This is a genomic window from Lysinibacillus sp. TE18511 (assembly GCF_054062295.1).
This window is the reverse complement of sequence record NZ_JBSSFD010000061.1, coordinates 1-18,729: the sequence shown is the minus strand read 5'-3', so window position 1 is coordinate 18,729 and position 18,729 is coordinate 1. Positions and strand designations below refer to the sequence as shown.

18 protein-coding genes, 1 rRNA gene and 1 other annotated feature are annotated in these 18,729 nt (G+C 38.1%); of the genes, 17 read left to right on the top strand and 2 right to left on the bottom strand.

The features are described 5' to 3' along the window. The 4 genes from rrf to asnB all read left to right on the top strand — a co-directional run. Positions 1 to 92 (top strand): 5S ribosomal RNA (gene rrf, locus ACVWXS_RS24410); the annotation flags it as partial. 310 nt (positions 93 to 402) lie between these two features. Then, positions 403 to 1,866, top strand: coding sequence for an IMP dehydrogenase (gene guaB / locus ACVWXS_RS24405; protein WP_368638689.1), 1,464 nt, complete (start codon positions 403 to 405; stop codon positions 1,864 to 1,866). Between the two features lie 142 nt (positions 1,867 to 2,008). Next, complete coding sequence (locus ACVWXS_RS24400) at positions 2,009 to 3,340, top strand: D-alanyl-D-alanine carboxypeptidase family protein (RefSeq protein ID WP_456960496.1); 1,332 nt, start codon at positions 2,009 to 2,011, stop codon at positions 3,338 to 3,340. A gap of 103 nt (positions 3,341 to 3,443) precedes the next feature. Next, positions 3,444 to 5,282 (top strand): asparagine synthase (glutamine-hydrolyzing), encoded by a 1,839-nt coding sequence (gene asnB, locus ACVWXS_RS24395; RefSeq protein WP_368638691.1) that lies wholly within the window; start codon positions 3,444 to 3,446, stop codon positions 5,280 to 5,282. 16 nt (positions 5,283 to 5,298) lie between these two features. On the opposite strand, the gene pdxR is transcribed toward asnB, so the two are convergent. After that, complete coding sequence (pdxR, locus tag ACVWXS_RS24390; RefSeq protein WP_402991674.1) at positions 5,299 to 6,717, bottom strand: MocR-like pyridoxine biosynthesis transcription factor PdxR; 1,419 nt, start codon at positions 6,715 to 6,717, stop codon at positions 5,299 to 5,301. 105 nt (positions 6,718 to 6,822) lie between these two features. Between pdxR and pdxS the strand changes: the two genes are divergently transcribed. The 3 genes from pdxS (at position 6,823) to serS (ending at position 9,888) form a co-directional block, all read left to right on the top strand. Continuing rightward, on the top strand, positions 6,823 to 7,707 hold the full coding sequence (gene pdxS / locus ACVWXS_RS24385) for a pyridoxal 5'-phosphate synthase lyase subunit PdxS (RefSeq protein WP_068986813.1): 885 nt from the start codon (positions 6,823 to 6,825) through the stop codon (positions 7,705 to 7,707). A gap of 1 nt (position 7,708) precedes the next feature. Continuing rightward, the gene (gene pdxT, locus ACVWXS_RS24380) at positions 7,709 to 8,272 is read left to right on the top strand and encodes a pyridoxal 5'-phosphate synthase glutaminase subunit PdxT (protein WP_374964356.1); all 564 of its coding nucleotides are present in this window, start codon (positions 7,709 to 7,711) and stop codon (positions 8,270 to 8,272) included. A gap of 49 nt (positions 8,273 to 8,321) precedes the next feature. Then, positions 8,322 to 8,538 (top strand) — a binding site (T-box leader). A gap of 69 nt (positions 8,539 to 8,607) precedes the next feature. Then, the gene (gene serS, locus ACVWXS_RS24375) at positions 8,608 to 9,888 is read left to right on the top strand and encodes a serine--tRNA ligase (protein WP_456960495.1); all 1,281 of its coding nucleotides are present in this window, start codon (positions 8,608 to 8,610) and stop codon (positions 9,886 to 9,888) included. Positions 9,889 to 9,967: 79 nt separating this feature from the next. Here serS and tadA read toward each other — a convergent pair whose 3' ends face one another. Continuing rightward, positions 9,968 to 10,486 (bottom strand): tRNA adenosine(34) deaminase TadA, encoded by a 519-nt coding sequence (gene tadA / locus ACVWXS_RS24370; RefSeq protein WP_456960494.1) that lies wholly within the window; start codon positions 10,484 to 10,486, stop codon positions 9,968 to 9,970. Between the two features lie 189 nt (positions 10,487 to 10,675). Between tadA and ACVWXS_RS24365 the strand changes: the two genes are divergently transcribed. The 10 genes from ACVWXS_RS24365 (at position 10,676) to ACVWXS_RS24320 (ending at position 18,703) form a co-directional block, all read left to right on the top strand. Further along, a complete protein-coding gene (locus ACVWXS_RS24365) occupies positions 10,676 to 10,819 on the top strand; it encodes a hypothetical protein (protein ID WP_456960493.1) in 144 nt (47 codons plus the stop codon). An 83-nt stretch (positions 10,820 to 10,902) separates the two neighbouring features. Next, positions 10,903 to 11,238, top strand: a complete 336-nt coding sequence (locus tag ACVWXS_RS24360; protein ID WP_423492424.1) for an ArsR/SmtB family transcription factor — start codon at positions 10,903 to 10,905, stop codon at positions 11,236 to 11,238. Positions 11,239 to 11,258: 20 nt separating this feature from the next. Next, positions 11,259 to 12,203, top strand: a complete 945-nt coding sequence (locus tag ACVWXS_RS24355; RefSeq protein ID WP_456960492.1) for a cation diffusion facilitator family transporter — start codon at positions 11,259 to 11,261, stop codon at positions 12,201 to 12,203. A 79-nt stretch (positions 12,204 to 12,282) separates the two neighbouring features. After that, the gene (locus tag ACVWXS_RS24350) at positions 12,283 to 12,615 is read left to right on the top strand and encodes a metal-sensitive transcriptional regulator (RefSeq protein ID WP_456960491.1); all 333 of its coding nucleotides are present in this window, start codon (positions 12,283 to 12,285) and stop codon (positions 12,613 to 12,615) included. A 57-nt stretch (positions 12,616 to 12,672) separates the two neighbouring features. After that, entirely contained in the window at positions 12,673 to 12,879 is a 207-nt protein-coding gene (copZ, locus tag ACVWXS_RS24345; protein WP_068986807.1) for a copper chaperone CopZ, read from the top strand. Between the two features lie 81 nt (positions 12,880 to 12,960). Further along, on the top strand, positions 12,961 to 15,372 hold the full coding sequence (locus ACVWXS_RS24340; RefSeq protein ID WP_456960490.1) for a heavy metal translocating P-type ATPase: 2,412 nt from the start codon (positions 12,961 to 12,963) through the stop codon (positions 15,370 to 15,372). A 416-nt stretch (positions 15,373 to 15,788) separates the two neighbouring features. Beyond that, entirely contained in the window at positions 15,789 to 16,427 is a 639-nt protein-coding gene (locus ACVWXS_RS24335) for a deoxynucleoside kinase (protein ID WP_368638699.1), read from the top strand. Then, positions 16,424 to 17,092, top strand: coding sequence for a deoxynucleoside kinase (locus ACVWXS_RS24330; RefSeq protein WP_368638700.1), 669 nt, complete (start codon positions 16,424 to 16,426; stop codon positions 17,090 to 17,092). Before ACVWXS_RS24335 ends, ACVWXS_RS24330 begins: the two co-directional genes overlap by 4 nt. An 86-nt stretch (positions 17,093 to 17,178) precedes the next feature. Beyond that, positions 17,179 to 17,799 carry an LOG family protein gene (locus tag ACVWXS_RS24325; protein WP_368638701.1) on the top strand — a complete coding sequence of 207 codons (621 nt, stop codon included), beginning with the start codon at positions 17,179 to 17,181 and terminating at the stop codon, positions 17,797 to 17,799. Between the two features lie 100 nt (positions 17,800 to 17,899). Next, positions 17,900 to 18,703 (top strand): methyl-accepting chemotaxis protein, encoded by an 804-nt coding sequence (locus ACVWXS_RS24320; RefSeq protein ID WP_456960489.1) that lies wholly within the window; start codon positions 17,900 to 17,902, stop codon positions 18,701 to 18,703. The last annotated feature ends 26 nt before the right edge of the window (positions 18,704 to 18,729 follow it).

The window sequence follows — 18,729 nt, the reverse complement described above, 5'->3', positions numbered from 1 at the left end:
ACACCCGTTCCCATACCGAACACGGAAGTTAAGCTCTTTAGCGCCGATGGTAGTTGGGGGCTTCCCCCTGTGAGAGTAGGACGTCGCTAGGCAAAGAAAACAGTCAGCTGTGTGCTGGCTGTTTTTTATTTTTTATGAAAATCATTAATAATTTATCAATAATTTTGCAAAACTTGCTTAAAATTAAGATAAGACAGGTTTTAGCTAATGTTTATATACTAATTGAAGAAAGAAAATTGAAAAGGCTTCATTTTTGTCCATTTGAAAGGGGACGAAAAACTATTAGAATTACTGCCTTGAAAAATCTGAATTGTCTTTCTTTTATAAGTTTCTTGACAGTAGCCTAGCTCGTTGTTAATCTTACAATTAATATTCTTTTCACTATAGGAGGAAGTTACGATAATGTGGGAAACTAAATTTGCCAAAGAAGGTTTAACTTTTGATGATGTATTATTAGTACCAGCTCATTCAGAAGTATTACCGAAAGACGTTGATTTATCAGTTCAACTAACACCGAAGATTAAATTAAATATTCCAATGGTCAGTGCAGGAATGGATACAGTTACAGAATCTAAAATGGCAATTGCTATGGCACGTCAAGGTGGTATCGGTATTATCCATAAGAACATGGGTATTGATGAGCAAGCTGAGCAAGTAGAAAAAGTAAAACGTTCTGAAAATGGTGTTATTACAAACCCATTCTTCTTAACTCCGACTCACCAAGTTTTTGATGCTGAACATTTAATGGGCAAATACCGAATTTCGGGTGTACCAATTGTTGATAGTATGGAAAACCAAAAGCTAGTAGGGATCATTACAAACCGTGACTTACGTTTTATTTCTGACTATTCTTTAAAAATTGAAGACGTTATGACAAAAGAAGATTTGATTACAGCTCCTGTTGGAACGACTTTAGAGGATGCTGAAAAGATTCTTCAACAATATAAAATCGAAAAGCTACCAATTGTAGATGAAGAAGGTAAATTAACTGGATTAATCACAATTAAGGATATTGAAAAAGTAATTGAGTTCCCTAACGCTGCAAAAGACATACACGGTCGTTTATTAGTAGGGGCAGCAGTTGGTGTTTCAAAAGATACGATGCTACGTATTGAGAAGCTTGTTGAAGCACAAGTAGATATCGTAGTAATCGATACAGCACACGGTCATTCTGAGGGAGTATTACAAACAATTCGCTCTATCCGTGAGACGTATCCAGAGCTAGAAATTATCGCTGGTAACGTGGCAACAGGTGAAGGTGCACGCGCATTATTTGAAGCTGGTGCAGATGTAGTGAAAGTTGGTATTGGACCAGGTTCTATCTGTACTACACGCGTAGTAGCTGGTGTAGGTGTACCACAAATTACAGCTGTTTATGATTGTGCAACAGTAGCTCGTGAGCTTGATAAAACAATTATTGCTGATGGAGGCATTAAATACTCTGGAGACATTGTAAAAGCTCTTGCAGCAGGTGGTAACGTTGTAATGCTTGGTTCACTTCTTGCTGGTACTTCTGAATCTCCTGGCGAAACTGAAATCTTCCAAGGTCGTCGTTTCAAAGTTTACCGTGGTATGGGTTCAATTGGAGCTATGGAAAAAGGTTCAAAAGATCGTTATTTCCAAGAAGATGCGAAAAAATTAGTACCAGAAGGTATTGAGGGCCGTCTTCCATACAAAGGACCTCTAGCAGATACAATTTATCAACTAATTGGTGGTATTCGTGCAGGTATGGGCTATTGCGGATCACCTAACCTTGAGTTCTTACGTGAAAATGCTCAGTTTGTTCGAATGACAGGTGCAGGTCTACGTGAATCACATCCACATGATGTACAAATCACAAAAGAATCACCAAACTATTCGATGTAATATATTACTAGCAACTTTTATGCTCTCGAATCGTCTACAAAGATGGCGCGAGAGCATTTTTTTATGGTAGAGAGTGCGCACGGAAGTAACTTTCTATGATAAAATGTCGAGGACAAGATTATTTTTTTGGAGGGCTTTAAAGGTGAAAAAGACAATGAACACAGCTATCCGCTTGCTCCTAATTCCTGTTTTGTTATTTAGTGTTTTGGCAGCTGTCCCTGCGAAGGCACATGCAGAATCAGATTTAGGATTAAAAGTGGATGCTGCGATTTTAATTGACGCAGATTCAGGTAAAATTTTATATGAACAAAATGCAGATACATCACTAGGTATTGCGAGTATGACAAAAATGATGACTGAATACCTGTTATTGGACGCAATTGATGCAGGTACAGTTAAGTGGGATCAGGAATATCATGTAACTGAGTATACGTATAAATTGTCTCAAGATCGTGCGTTAAGTAATGTACCATTGCGTAGAGACGGGTCTTACACAATTCGTGAATTATATGAGGCGATGGCAATTTACTCTGCAAATGCTGCTACAGTTGCTATAGCAGAAACAATTGCGGGTACTGAAACTGAGTTTTTAAAGCTAATGAATAAAAAAGCAGAAGAGCTTGGTCTTACAGACTATAAATTTGTAAACTCTACTGGTCTTAACAATGCAAATTTATTTGGTATGCACCCAGCAGGTACTGGACCAAATGATGAAAATGTAATGCCTGCTAAATCTGTAGCTAAATTGGCATATCATTTACTAAAAGATCATCCGGATGTATTAAAAACTTCTAAAATTGCAAAGAAGACTTTCCGTGAAGGTACAGAAGATGCGATTAAAATGGAGAACTGGAACTTTATGTTGCCAGGATTAGTGTACCAATATGAAGGCGTTGATGGATTAAAAACAGGAACAACTGACTTTGCTGGACATTGCTTTACAGGTACTGCAGAGCGTAATGGTACACGTTTAATTGCTGTTGTTATGAAGGCTGTAGATGCAAATGGAGAAGGTTCATATAAAGCTCGCTTCGATGAAACAGCTAAATTATTTAACTATGGCTTCTCACAATTCTCGAAACAAGAAATTATCCCAGCGAACTATAAGTTTAAAGATCAAGAAACAGTAAAAGTTACGAAAGGTAAAGAAAAGAATGTAGCGATTGCTGTTAAAGAACCAGTTTCATTTATGGTAAAGTCATCTGAGAAAGACTTATATAAACCTAAACTAGTATTAGATAAAAAAAGTCTTGAAGCAGAGGTCAAGAAGGATACACCTGTCGGAAAGGTAGTTATGGAGCGCTCAGAAGGCACAGATTACGGTTTTGTTGACGGTAAGGAACTTTCAGCTGATGTTGTCACTACGGAGGCTGTAGAGCGTGCTAGTGGTATCTCGCTATTCTTCCAAGGTATTGGTAGCTTCTTCGGAAACTTATGGAGTGGTATTACCGACTTTGTTGGTGGCTTATTTTAATAATTAATGGATAGAACACGTAGATGTTTTCAAACATCTCGTGTTCTTTTCACGTTTTCACGCTTTACTGCATACGCTAATAGGCGAAAGGATGTGTGGCTAAATGTGTGGTATTACTGGATGGGCTAGCTTTCAAAAGGATTTAAGAACAAGTGATAGAATTCTGAAGTTAATGACGCAAACGTTAAATAAACGAGGGCCTGATGATGAAAATATTTGGTGTAGTGAGCATATTGCATTTGGCCATCGACGGTTAGCCGTCATCGATTTAATCGGTGGGAAGCAGCCGATGAAAAAAGTACATGATGGTGCAAACTATGTCATTACATACAATGGCGAGCTTTATAATACAGAAGAATTACGGAAAGAGCTTCAAAATCGAGGGCATGTTTTTACAACTCATTCAGATACGGAAGTGTTATTAACTGCTTATATTGAATGGAAAGAGCAGTGTGTAGATTTTTTAAATGGGATTTTCGCTTTTGGTGTATGGGATGAACAATCACAATCTCTTTTTTTATGCCGGGATCGACTAGGTGTAAAGCCTTTGTTTTATACAGAGCTACAAGACGGCTTGCTTTTTGCATCAGAGGTGAAAGCATTATTAGCTCATCCATTGATGAAAACAACCGTTAATATAGAAGGGCTAGCTACTATTATGGCTTTAGGACCATCTAGAACGCCTGGAAAGTCACTTTTTCAAAATATTAATGAGTTACGTCCAGGATATGCAATGCGTTTCTCTAGAGAGGGTATACGACTTTGGCAGTATTGGAAGCTGCAGAGTAAACGGCATGAAGAGCCATTAGAAGAAACAATCGATCATGTCCGGTTTTTGCTAACGGATGCTATTGAACGACAGCTTGTTTCAGACGTACCGATTTGTACATTTCTTTCAGGTGGTTTAGATTCCAGCATCATTACTGGAATTGCAGCAAACATGTTCCAGCAACAGAACAAAGGCACACTTCATACGTACTCTATAGACTATGAGGATAATGAGCGTTTCTTTAATCCACATGCTTTTCAAACATCGACAGACACGTATTGGATTCAAAAAATGACAGATACCTTTAGTACAACACATCATACTGAGGAAATTTCTCAGCAGCAATTAATCGATTTGTTAGTAGAGTCTGTCATTGTTAGAGATTCACCAGGGATGGCGGATGTGGATTCATCATTACTATGGTTTTGTCGAGAAATAAAAAGTGACTTTACCGTTGCGCTATCAGGTGAATGTGCGGATGAAATTTTCGGTGGTTACCCATGGTTTACAGAAACGGCTACAGGTTTCCCTTGGATTCGTTCACTGTCTGAAAGGTCTACAATGTTACAAGAGCGGTGGCGTAAGAAATTAGCAGTCGAATCTTATGCACAACAAGTATATTTGCAAACAATTGCTGAAGTACCCTATCTTGATGGAGAGAGTATTGAGGAAGTAAGGCAACGTGAGATGTTTTATTTGAATATGGTATGGTTTATGCAAACATTGCTGGAACGAAAAGATCGTATGAGCATGGGAGCGAGTCTTGAAGTTCGTGTTCCATTTGCAGATCATCGCCTTGTGGAATATGCGTGGAATATTCCTTGGGAAATGAAAAATTTAGGTGGTATGGAAAAGGGGTTGCTTCGTAAAGCAATGCAACACTTATTGCCAGAAGAAGTTTTATATCGAAAAAAGAATCCGTATCCTAAAACTTATCATCCAGTTTATACAGCAGGCGTTCAAAAATGGCTAAGAGAAATAATGAAGGATAAAAATTCAATTCTTCATGAATTATTTGAGCGGCAGAAGCTAATCGAGCTAATTGAATCTGGTGGTAGTTCTTTCAAAGTCCCATGGTATGGACAATTAATGGCTGGCCCACAGCTTTTAGCTTATCTGGGGCAAATTCATACATGGTTTAAGCATTATAATATCCAATTGATTGAATCATAATCAAAAGAAACACCTATCAATTTGATGGGTGTTTCTTCTGTATATCCCAACTGTCCATTAGCTTCTCAATAAACGCTTCTATTTCATCTACAGGTATACTTCCAAAACCTAGTAAAAATTGAGCGTGTGAGGCTGTGGAGTGATCCAGGCGATAATCAGATAATGGATAGATCCCGATATCTGCATTGGAGGCAAGCTGCTGTAATTGCTTTTCCGATAAAGCATGCTGTACATCAAGTAAAATATGCATGCCTGCTTGCTCTCCAGTAATTTTAATTTGATTAGAATAGTTTTCTAAAATTGAAGTGAGTTTTTCATGCTTTTTTCGATAAATTTTCCTCATTCGATTTAAATGTTTTGCAAAATGACCATCACGCATAAAATTAGCTACGATATGTTGATCGAAACGAGGCACTGTTGATGAATAGTAATTAAATACGTCATTATAAGTAGCAAGTAATTTTGGCGGAAGTACAAAATAAGCAACACGCAAGGATGGCATTAACGATTTTGTAAAGGTACTCATATAAATTACTTTATCATTTCGATCTAATGCATGAAGTGCAGGAATTGGTTTTCCAGTATAGCGAAATTCGGAATCGTAATCATCTTCTATAATGTAACGAGAGGAGCTTTGTGCAGCCCATTTTAAAGCTTGTGCACGTCTCGTTGCTGATAATACTGCTCCTGTTGGGAATTGATGTGATGGCGTGATATAAACAACGTCTGCGCTAGTTTTTTCGAGCTCATGAATGACAATTCCTTCATCATCGACCGCAATTGGATAGACTTTTCGTTTATGTTGGGAAAACATACGATGCACAGCTGGATAGCCTGGATTTTCAAGCGCAAAGCAAGTGTCGTCACTAAAAAGGCGCAAAATCATTGGAAGAAGTTGCTCTGTTCCGGAGCCGATAACAATTTGCTCAGGACTACAAACAACTCCACGTGATTGAAATAAATAATTAGCAATCTCCGTACGTAAAGATCGTTCTCCTTGAGGCTCACCTGTTAATAATAATTCCTTTGAGGCATTGTCAAAGAGCTCTTTCGCATATTTCCGCCATGTTTGAAAAGGGAAGGCATCGATATCGATGGAACCAGGATTAAAATCTATCTTGTGCGATTTTTTCTTAGGTTGTTCGTTTAAGGAAGCTACTGTGTCCTGTTGAATATACGGAAGCTCGTCAATTTCCTCTACAAAATAACCAACTCGTGATTTTGACATAATATAGCCTTCTGCAAGTAGCTGTGCATACGCAATTTCAATTGTTGTTTGAGAAATATTCAAAAAATCGGATAATTTTCTTTTTGATGGTAATTTTTCTCCTACTGCTATTTTCTTTGTAATAATAGCCTCTTTAATGCCGCTATAAAGCTGATCATAGAGCGGTTTTTCACCATTTTTTTCTAGCTGAAATAATAGCATATCCATGTCCATTAATCCTCCTGACCTTATAATTATTTTGTAAACTGGATATTTTTATATGGTCAATTTCTATTATACTAAATTTCATCATACAGGTGGAGGTTAGAAATCATGAAACAAACAGGTACAGAGTTAGTAAAACGCGGGATGGCGGAAATGCAAAAAGGTGGCGTCATTATGGATGTTATTAATGCAGAGCAGGCGAAAATTGCGGAAGCGGCAGGAGCTGTAGCTGTCATGGCATTAGAACGAGTACCATCAGATATTCGCAAGGCGGGTGGAGTTGCACGTATGGCTGATCCTCGTATTGTTGAGGAGGTAATGGGGGCTGTATCTATTCCGGTAATGGCTAAAGCACGTATTGGACATATTGTTGAAGCAAGAGTTTTAGAAGCAATGGGTGTTGATTATATTGATGAAAGTGAAGTATTAACTCCAGCAGACGAAGAGTTTCATTTATTAAAAAGTGATTACACAGTGCCATTTGTTTGTGGTTGTCGCGATTTAGGAGAAGCGGCTCGACGCATTGGTGAGGGAGCTTCCATGTTACGAACTAAAGGTGAACCAGGTACGGGGAATATTGTAGAGGCTGTTCGCCATATTCGCAAAGTGAATGCGCAAGTACGTAAGGTTGTTGGCATGACAGAGGACGAATTAATGACAGAGGCTAAATTACTTGGTGCTCCTTTTGAATTATTAAGAGAAATTAAGCGTCTTGGCCGTTTACCAGTAGTGAATTTTGCGGCAGGTGGAGTTGCTACGCCAGCGGATGCGGCATTAATGATGGAACTTGGAGCGGATGGTGTATTCGTTGGTTCTGGTATTTTTAAATCAGAAAACCCAGAGAAATTTGCTCGTGCAATTGTAGAGGCCACTACGCATTATAAGGACTACAAGTTAATTGCTGAAATTTCAAAAGAACTTGGTGTTCCGATGAAAGGCATTGATATTGCACAGCTTAGTCAAAATGAGCGTATGCAAGAGCGAGGCTGGTAAGATGAAGCGAATCGGTGTTTTAGCATTACAGGGAGCGGTACGAGAGCATGTGCAAATGTTAGAGTCACTTGGATGCGAAGCGGTCTTAGTAAAACAAAGTGCTGATTTAGAGAAGCTTGATGGACTTGTCTTGCCTGGTGGAGAAAGCACAACGATGCGGAAATTGCTGAATCGCTATGAGCTATTAGAGCCAATCCGCACACTTGCAAAACAAGGATTGCCGATGTTTGGAACATGTGCAGGATTGATTTTATTAGCAAAGGAATTAGTGGATTATGAATCACATTTAGCTGTAATGGATGTGGTAGTTGCACGGAATTCTTATGGACGTCAGGTAGATAGCTTTGAAGTGAAGCTCGACATACCTGAAATAGGTGGAGCAATTCCGGCTGTCTTTATACGTGCGCCACATATTGTTTCTGTAGGTGAAGGTGTTGAAGTATTAGCAGAGCATGACGGGAAAATCGTGTTAGCAAAGGACGATCATTTATTAGGTTGCTCTTTCCATCCTGAATTAACGTCAGATGCACGTATTCTTGAATATTTTGTATCTTCTATGGTATGACTTGCAAAAACTCGGTTCATATAGTACAGTATGGATAAAATTCAAATAACTGAACACGATGATGGGAAGTAGTAGCAAGCACGTTTTTTTTAGAGAGTCAGCGGGTGGTGGAAGCTGATAAAAGCACTTGTGAATCCGTCCTGGAGTTGCGCAGTCGAAGTTAATGAAGTAGGCTGTCGCCGGCTGAAATGCCGTTATGAAATAAGTGGATTAGGCAAATTGTCTAGTCAATTAGGGTGGCAACGCGGGTAGCTCTCGTCCCTTTTGGGGATGAGGGCTTTTTTTGTGTTCTACTAAGTATTTCCCATCATTAACAATCTACTGGAGGTATGACGATGTTAGATATTAAACGCGTGCGCGACAATTTCGCGGAAATTAAAGAAATGCTGTTAACACGTAATGAGGATTTAGGAAACTTAGACGATTTTGAAGTATTAGATGCAAAGCGTCGTGAATTAATTGCAAAAACAGAAGAGCTTAAAGCTGAACGTAATAAAGTATCTGAGCAAATTTCTGTTATGAAACGTAATAAAGAAAATGCGGATGAAGTCATTGCGCGTATGCGTCAAGTTGGCGATGAAATTAAAGAGTTAGATGTCCAATTAAATGAGGTAGAAGAACGCTTTAAAGATATGATGATGCGTTTACCAAACGTTCCACATGAATCTGTACCAGTTGGCACAACAGAGGACGATAATGTAGAGGAATATACTTGGGGTGAGGTACCAGCATTTGATTTTGACATTAAAGCACACTGGGATCTCGCTACGGACTTACAAATTGTTGACTTTGAACGTGGGGCAAAAGTGACGGGTAGTCGTTTCTTATTCTATCGTGGTCTTGGTGCTCGTTTAGAACGTGCATTAATGACGTTTATGATGGACTTACATGCAGAAGAGCATGGCTATGAAGAAATGCTACCACCTGTAATTGTCAATCGCGATAGCTTAACAGGTACAGGACAACTGCCTAAATTTGAAGAAGATGTCTTTAAATTAGATGACACAGATTATTTCATGATTCCAACAGCAGAGGTACCTGTGACAAACTTCTATCGTGATGAAATTTTACCTGCCGAAGCATTACCACAAGGCTTTGCAGCATATAGTGCTTGCTTCCGTTCAGAGGCAGGATCTGCGGGTCGCGATACACGTGGTTTAATTCGTCAACATCAATTCAACAAAGTAGAATTAGTACGCTTTGTAAAACCAGAAGAATCTTATGAACAGCTAGAACTATTAACAGGTCATGCTGAAAAAGTACTGCAATTATTAGGGTTACCATACCGTAAACTAAAAATGTGTACAGCTGATTTAGGATTTACTGCAGCGAAGAAATATGATTTAGAGGTTTGGATTCCGGCGCAAAACATGTACCGTGAAATTTCTTCTTGTTCTAACTTCGAAGATTTCCAAGCACGTCGAGCAAATATTCGCTTCCGCCGTGAGCCAAATGCAAAGCCAGAGTATGTACACACATTAAACGGCTCAGGTCTTGCAATTGGCCGTACAGTAGCAGCAATCCTAGAAAATTATCAGCAACAAGATGGAAGCGTAGTAATACCTGAAGTATTAAGACCGTATATGGGCGGAAAAGAAGTAATTGCTCCAAAATAATCGGAGTAAAGAAATGGAAAAACTACTGTTGAAATTTCAACAGTAGTTTTTCTTTTTAACCAATAGCGTGAATTTTTTATTAAAAATCTTCTTTTTCAACAATTAGAGCTTGTCGCGCTTTTTTCTCGGCCTTTTTTCGTTCGCGTAATGCTCGGAAAAAATCGGTTAAGATTTGTCCACATTCCTCAGCTGAAATTCCTTCTGTTACTTCACATTCATGGTTAAAGCGTGCATCATTTAATAAGCGATAGAGTGAATCTACACAGCCTGCTTTTATATCTCTTGCACCATATACAACACGCGGCACACGAGATTGCAAAATGGCACCTGCACACATTGGGCAAGGTTCAAGCGTCACATAAAGTGTTGTTTTTTCAAGACGCCAGCTACCTATTTTTTTACAAGCTTCTTGAATAACCATTAGTTCAGCGTGTGTTGTCGCATTTTGCGTTGTTTCTCGTAAATTATGAGCCCGCGCAATAATCTCTCCATTGTATACAAGTACAGCTCCAATAGGAACCTCTCCGAGTACAGCAGCCTTTTTTGCTTCATCGAGTGCACTGTTCATAAATAATCTGTCTGTTTCAAAAATATCCACTATGATCTCTCCTTATAAATTAGTGTATCTTGCTTGTTTGACAATTGCTACTATCAATTATGCCTCGGTAAATTGCGTCAGGAGGCTTAAGGCCAACAGATATTTTTTGCGCGAAAGCGAAGCGTCAGCGGCAGATATTTTTTGCGCGAAAGCGCAGTGCTAACGTAGCGACAGCAACAGATGTTTTTTGTGCGAAAGCGCAGTGTCAACGTAGCGACAGCAACAACAACACGATGTGGGGGACCTGTACCTGTCGCTACGTTTTCGGTACATAAAACACTTGTAACTGCCGTTTCACTTACGTTACATAAAACACTTGCTGAAAGAAGTTAATCATTGACATTCCTAAAATAACCATCTATATTTATATATGAACACATGCTCATATATAAATATAGACTTTTGGGGGTAAACTAATGGATGAAAAATTACAAAAGACAGAAGTTCAAGTTACTAACGATCAACATTTAGATGAAGAGACACTTTTTGTTGTGTCACAAACATTTAAAGCATTAAGTGATCCGACGAGAATTCGTATTTTAAATTTATTGTGCACTGATGAGCATTCGGTCAACGATATAGCTGAAATTTTAGATTTAGGTCAATCTACAGTTTCACACCAATTACGTTTTTTGAAAAATTTACGTTTAGTGAAATTTAGAAGAGAAGGTACAACTCTATATTATTCAAAAGATGATGATCACATTATGAATTTATTAAAGCAAGCTATCGAGCATGCTGCACATAACTAGTATTAATGGAGGGATAAAACATGGGGCATGATCATGGCCATGACCATACACATGGCGCAAATAGAAAGGTGTTAATACTATCATTTATAATTATTACGAGTTACATGGTTATTGAAGCTGTAGGGGGATACTTAACAAATAGTTTGGCTCTTTTATCAGACGCAGGGCATATGTTAAGTGACTCCATTTCTTTAGCAATTGCTTTGCTTGCTTTTATGTTTGGAGAAAAGGCTGCAAACTATAGTAAAACATATGGATATAAACGATTTGAAATTTTAGCTGCAGTTTTAAATGGTGTGACATTAATTTTTATTGCTTTATTTATTTTCTATGAGGCAATTGAACGTTTTGCAAATCCACCAGAAGTGGCAACTACAGGTATGCTAGTAATAAGTACGATAGGTCTTTTAATAAATATTTTGGTAGCTTGGATTATGATGCGTGGTAGTGATACAAAAGATAATTTAAATATGCGAGGTGCCTTTTTACACGTATTAAGCGATATGCTTGGATCGGTAGGAGCCATCGTTGCCGCACTTTTAATTATGTTTTTTGGGTGGGGATGGGCTGATCCACTTGCAAGTGTTATTGTTGCGTTATTAGTATTAAGAAGCGGCTACTATGTAACAAAGGCTGCTATTCATGTCCTAATGGAAGGTACACCTTCAAATGTTGATGTTCAAGAGATTATACAAATTATTGAACAAACGAATGGTGTTCATAGTATTCACGATTTACACATTTGGACAATAACAAGTGGAACAAATGCACTTTCCTGCCATGCCGTTGTTGATGATCAGCTAAAAATTACGGATAGTGAGAATATATTACGAGAAATTGAACATAATCTTGAGCATAAGGGCATAAAGCATGTAACAATTCAATTGGAGACAGTAGCACATAAGCATGATCAATCCATTTTATGTACAATAAAAACTGAGCAGTCGAATCACCATCATCATTAATAAAAATATTTAGTTCTTTTTACACTTCACATACCCTTCGTGGGTATAGTATGATGAGTGTGAGTAGGAGGTGTATTGTATGGAGGATATAGTGAAAAAGGATGTTTGTCATACAGAGGAAGCTACTTCGTGTCGAAAAAGCCATCATCCTGAACGCGTAAAAAAAGATTTAACGACTCGTTTAAATCGAATCGAAGGTCAAATCCGAGGCATTAAAGGGATGATTGACAAAGATGTTTACTGCGATGATATTATTACGCAACTGTCTGCCACACAGTCTGCTTTAAATAGTGTAGCAAAAATATTATTAGAAGGTCATTTAAAGGGATGTGTAGTAGATCGCCTATCAGAAGGTGATGAAGCAGTGTTAGATGAGTTAGTAGTGACCATTCAAAAATTAATGAAAAAATAAAAGTTTTTTTCATGAAAATATACCCCTATATAGTATGAAATTAAAGGAGAGATATTTATGCAAAACGTAACTTTAAACGTACAAGGAATGTCATGTGGACATTGTGTAAACTCAGTGGAAAAAAGTGTTGGAGCTTTAGCAGGCGTTGAACAAGTAAAAGTAAACTTAGCTGATGGTTTAGTAGATGTAGCATTTGATGAAACACAAGTATCTCTAGATCAAATTAAAGAAACAATCGACGATCAAGGCTATGACGTTAAATAATATAGATAGGGTGCTCAAGTAGCACTCTATTATTTTCAATTACACATACCCCCTGTTGGTATGTAGGGAGGAGAAATAATCATGAGTTCAGAAATAAAGGAAACGAATTTGCAAATTACAGGTATGACATGTGCGGCCTGTGCAACTCGTATAGAAAAAGGTTTAAATAAAATGGATGGTGTAGAACAAGCGACGGTTAATTTAGCTCTTGAAAAATCGTCCATTAAATACGATCCGACAAAACTAAATGAAGAAGACTTTGAAAAGAAAATTGAAGCACTTGGTTATGGTGTCATTAAACAAAAAACGGAATTCGATATTACAGGTATGACATGTGCGGCCTGCGCAACACGGATAGAAAAGGGTTTAAATAAATTAGCAGGTGTATCCTCTGCGAACGTAAACTTAGCGCTGGAAAAAGCAACTATAGAGTTTAACCCATCTGAGGTGACGATTGCAGATATTATTGCGAAGGTTGAAAAATTAGGATATGAAGCGCATCAAAAAGCAGATGAGCAAGAGACAGTAGATCATCGAGAACTGGCCATCAAACAACAGCAACATAAATTTATTTTATCGGCCATTCTTTCATTACCACTACTTTGGACGATGGTAGGGCATTTTTCATTTACATCATTTTTATATGTTCCCGATTTTTTAATGAATCCGTGGGTGCAAATGGTGTTGGCTACTCCTGTTCAATTTATCATTGGAAAACAATTTTATATTGGCGCTTATAAAGCTTTGCGCAACGGTAGTGCCAATATGGATGTACTTGTCGTAATGGGCACATCTGCTGCTTATTTTTATAGTGTGTATCAAGCTATTGTAACTGCAGGATCACATCATAGCCCTCACCTTTATTTTGAAACAAGTGCAGTATTAATTACTTTAATTTTATTAGGTAAATTATTTGAGGTAAAAGCAAAAGGCCGCTCGTCAGAAGCTATTAAAAAATTAATGGGACTTCAAGCGAAAACGGCGGTCGTTATTCGAGACGGTGTTGAAAAAGAAGTACCATTAGAAGAAGTAGCTATTGGGGACATTATTTTAGTAAAACCAGGTGAAAAAATTCCAGTCGATGGTGAAGTATTAGAAGGAACAACAGCTGTGGATGAATCGATGTTAACTGGAGAAAGTCTACCAGTTGATAAAAAGCAAGGTGACCTATTATTCGGTTCAACTATTAATAAAAATGGCTTTATTAAAATGACAGCAACTAAAGTTGGTCGCGATACAGCATTAGCTCAAATTATTAAAGTTGTAGAAGATGCACAAGGCTCAAAAGCGCCGATTCAACGCTTAGCAGACCAAATTTCAGGTATATTTGTACCCATTGTTGTAGGCATTGCTGTTGTCACGTTTTTAGTTTGGATTATTTGGGTGCAACCAGGTGAGTTTACGCCAGCACTTGAAGTATTAATTGCAGTTCTTGTGATCGCATGTCCATGTGCGCTTGGATTAGCAACGCCAACATCTATTATGGCGGGCTCTGGTCGTGCGGCGGAATTTGGTATTTTATTTAAAGGTGGAGAGCATTTAGAGCAAACTCAAAGCATTGACACAGTGGTTGTTGATAAAACAGGTACAGTGACACACGGCAAACCTGTCTTAACGGATATCGTACTAACAGCAAATCAAGAAGAAGTACGCTTTTTATCGTTAATTGGGGCAGCGGAGAAGCAATCAGAGCATCCGTTAGCAGAAGCAATTGTTCAAGGAATTGCTGATCGTGGTATTGAGTTAGGAGATGTTCAATTCTTTGAAGCGATACCAGGTTACGGTGTGCAAGCGACTGTCTCTGGTCAAGGGGTTGTAATTGGTACACGTAAATTAATGCAGCAATACGGAATTTATATTGATGATATTCTACCAACAATGGAGCAACTAGAGGAAAACGGTAAAACTGCAATGTTAGCTGCTATTAACGGTCAGTATGCTGGCCTAGTAGCAGTTGCTGATACAGTTAAAGATACTTCAAAAGAGGCAGTTCATCGTCTACAAGAAATGGGCATTACTGTGATTATGATGACTGGTGATAATGAACGTACAGCACAAGCAATCGGAGCAGAAGTTGGCGTGAATCATGTGATTGCTGAAGTTCTTCCAGAAGGCAAAGCAGATGAAGTAAAAAAACTGCAAGCTACGGGTAAAAAAGTGGCGATGGTTGGTGATGGCATTAATGATGCACCCGCACTTGCGACAGCTAATATTGGGATGGCAATCGGTACTGGTACCGACGTTGCAATGGAGGCAGCAGATATTACGCTAATTCGTGGTGATTTAAACAGTATTGCAGATGCCATCATTATGAGTCGTAAAACGATGCGTAACATTAAACAAAACTTATTCTGGGCATTTGCTTACAATACATTAGGTATTCCGATTGCTGCATTTGGACTGTTAGCTCCTTGGGTAGCGGGTGCAGCGATGGCGTTTAGTTCGGTATCTGTCGTTTTAAATGCACTGCGTTTACAGCGAGTTAAATTATAAGGGTAACAATAGATCCACTTTTGTGGGTCTATTTTTTTCGTGTTGTTTGTTGTTGCCAAATTTAATAGAGAACTGGCTTGATTCTGTTTTTCATTTTCTCACTATGATACAATGAAAAATACTGACTCATTTTTAACTTCTTTCAGCAAGTGTTTTATGTAACGTAAGTGAAACGGCAGTTACAAATGTCTTTTGAATCATCGCATCCATGAGATAACGGCTAACTGACCTGCATCGGTAAAAACGCCACGTCCTGTGGCATTACCGAAATGACCGACATCGTGTCGGCCCTCGTGCAGGCCTAAGCATAAAGCCGATTCCGGACGCAATTATGCCGAGGCATAATTGATATAATGAAAGCCTCAAAGCTAGGGTAATGACGATAGAATCCATAGAACATAAAGGAGGAGCTTCTGGTGACGATTCCATTTGTTACGGTAGAAGGTCCGATTGGTGTTGGTAAAACCTCTTTATCGAAAGAGATTGCAGCGACATTTAATTACCATCTATTAAAAGAAATAGTAGACGAAAACCCTTTTTTAAATAAGTTTTATGAGAACATTGAGGAATGGAGCTTCCAAACAGAAATGTTCTTCCTATGTAATCGCTATAAACAATTATCAGATATTAAAAAATTCCGTGTGACACATGAAAAACCTGTTGTAGCGGACTACCATATTTTTAAAAATTTAATATTTGCAAAGCGTACATTGGCGTCTACAGAGTATGATAAGTACGAAGAAATCTATAAAATATTAACGAAAGATATGCCTGTTCCAAATGTAGTTGTTTATTTACACGCTAGTGTGGATACGTTGATGAAACGTATTGCGATGCGTGGTCGTGAATTTGAAAAAATGATTTCACGAGATTACATGGAACAACTTGTGGCAGATTATCATACCTTTATCGAGCATTTTGAGAAAATGCATCCCGAAATTCCTGTTATTCGATTTAATGGCGATCAGCTTGATTTTGTTAAAAATCCAGATGATTTGAAATATGTTTTACAAACAATAAAGGATACGTTACAACAAAGGAGCTTGCAGCAATGAATTTGAGAGAGAAATACGATATTCCTCCACAAACAGTCATTACAATCGCTGGTACGGTTGGTGTAGGAAAATCAACGATGACAAAGGGGCTAGCAGAGGCGTTAAACTTTCGTACGTCATTTGAAAAGGTGGATACAAATCCATACTTAGATAAGTTTTACGAGGACTTTGAAAAATGGAGTTTCCATTTACAGGTGTATTTTTTGGCGGAGCGTTTTAAGGAGCAGAAGCGTATCTTCGAGTATGGCGGTGGGTTTATTCAAGATCGTTCAATTTACGAAGATACAGGAATTTTTGCGAAGATGCACTATGACAAAGGTACAATGAGCCCAACAGATTACGAGACTTATACAAATTTATTTGATGCTATGGTGATGACGCCATATTTCCCGCATCCAGATTTACTTGTTTATTTAGAAGGACCAATTGATTCTGTTATTGGACGTATTCAAGAGCGTGGTCGTGCGATGGAGCAGCAAACACCGAATGATTATTGGTGTGAAATGCATGAACGTTATGAGAGTTGGATTAATAACTTTAATTCATGCCCAGTTCTACGTTTAGACATTAATGATTATGATTTATTAAAAAATCCTGAAGCAATTGAATCAATTGTGAGCCGCATCAGTCATATGCTAAAACAAACAAGCCATTTACGTAAATAGAAGGTTTATTAAAGCTAATATTTCTAAAACAATAGGAAGATAAATTATGGCGTTCTGGCCGAAAGCGAAGTGGCAGGCTCAAGCAATTGAAGAAAATAAATAATCAAAAAGACGTGAGACAATATGTAGCTTATTGTGTCACGTCTTTTGAAATAGGAGGGATTACTATAAGAATAGCGGTGTATTGCGGTTCTGGGTTAGGCATAAACCCAATTTATGCAGACAAGGCAGCCGAATTAGGGACTGTATTAGCTCAAAATGGTCATGGTGTAGTTTATGGTGGTTCGAAAACAGGACTAATGGGAAAAGTAGCAGACGCAGTATTAGCAGCTGGCGGAGAGGTTATTGGAGTAATGCCAACGCATTTACAGAAGCGGGAATTAGCGCATGCCTCTTTAACAGAAATTCATTTTGTTGAGTCGATGCATGTACGTAAAGCAAAAATGATAGAGTTAGCAGATGCCTTTATAGCCCTACCCGGGGGTGGCGGGACAATGGATGAGTATTTTGAAGTGTTTACGTGGGCACAAATTGGACTACATGAAAAGCCAATAATTTTATATAATGTAAATAGTTTTTATGATGCGCTTCTACAACAATTTCAAAAAATGCTTGAGGAAGGCTTTATACGTGCTGAACAAAAGTCAATTATTCATGTAGCTACTACATCGCAAGAAGTATTACATTTTTTAAAAAAACATGGGTAATGTGCCCATGTTTTTTTGTAATAAATAATCTTTATAAGGGCTTTTGATGTAAAATAATTTATTTTTAAGTAAAATTTTAGGGAAGAGTTGGGTGTGGGTTATGCAGAAAATATTAGATACACAAGTTACGGATGATCTAGTAGTGCAGGCAATTGAGCAAAATATAGCCATTATCCGTTTTGACATGGAGCGTAAAGTTGCCTATGTAAATGAGCTTTTTGCTAAAGCATTAGGCTATAAAGTGGAAGAAATGATAGGGAAGGATCATAAAGATTTTTGCTTACCGGAATTTGCGAATAGTATAAACTACGAAAAATTTTGGCGCAACTTAGCTGCTGGTAATAGCTATCAGGATAAAATCGAGAGAATGGATGCAAGCGGAAATAAGATTTGGCTTGAGGCTACCTATATGCCTGTCTTTGCTAATAATTCAAGAAAGGTTATTGGCGTATCGAAAATTGCAACTAATATTACTGAACGCCAAAATGAAATTGTTCATGTAGCTGATACATTAAAGATCATGTCTAAAGAGCTTCATAGCCGATCAGAGGCTGGTATTCAAAATTGTGAGGATTTACTGGAAACAGTCAAAGAGGTTTCACAAGAGTCAGTCGATAATGTTAGAAATCTTGCGCAGCTACAGAAGCAAGCTGAATCCATTAAAGGTATTGTGAAAACCATTCAAGAAATCGCGTCTCAGACAAATTTACTTGCTTTAAATGCAGCTATTGAAGCAGCGAGAGCAGGTGAGTATGGCCGAGGCTTTGATGTTGTAGCAAAAGAGGTTAGAAAACTATCTGTAAGGGTGGAGCAATCTATTTCAGAAGTAAAAAGTTGGTATGTCAACACTAAACTGGACAAAAATTATAGGGGCTGTTGCTTGAATTCCACTGGTGTTAAATAGCCTAGTGTTCCGTGAATTCGAATGTT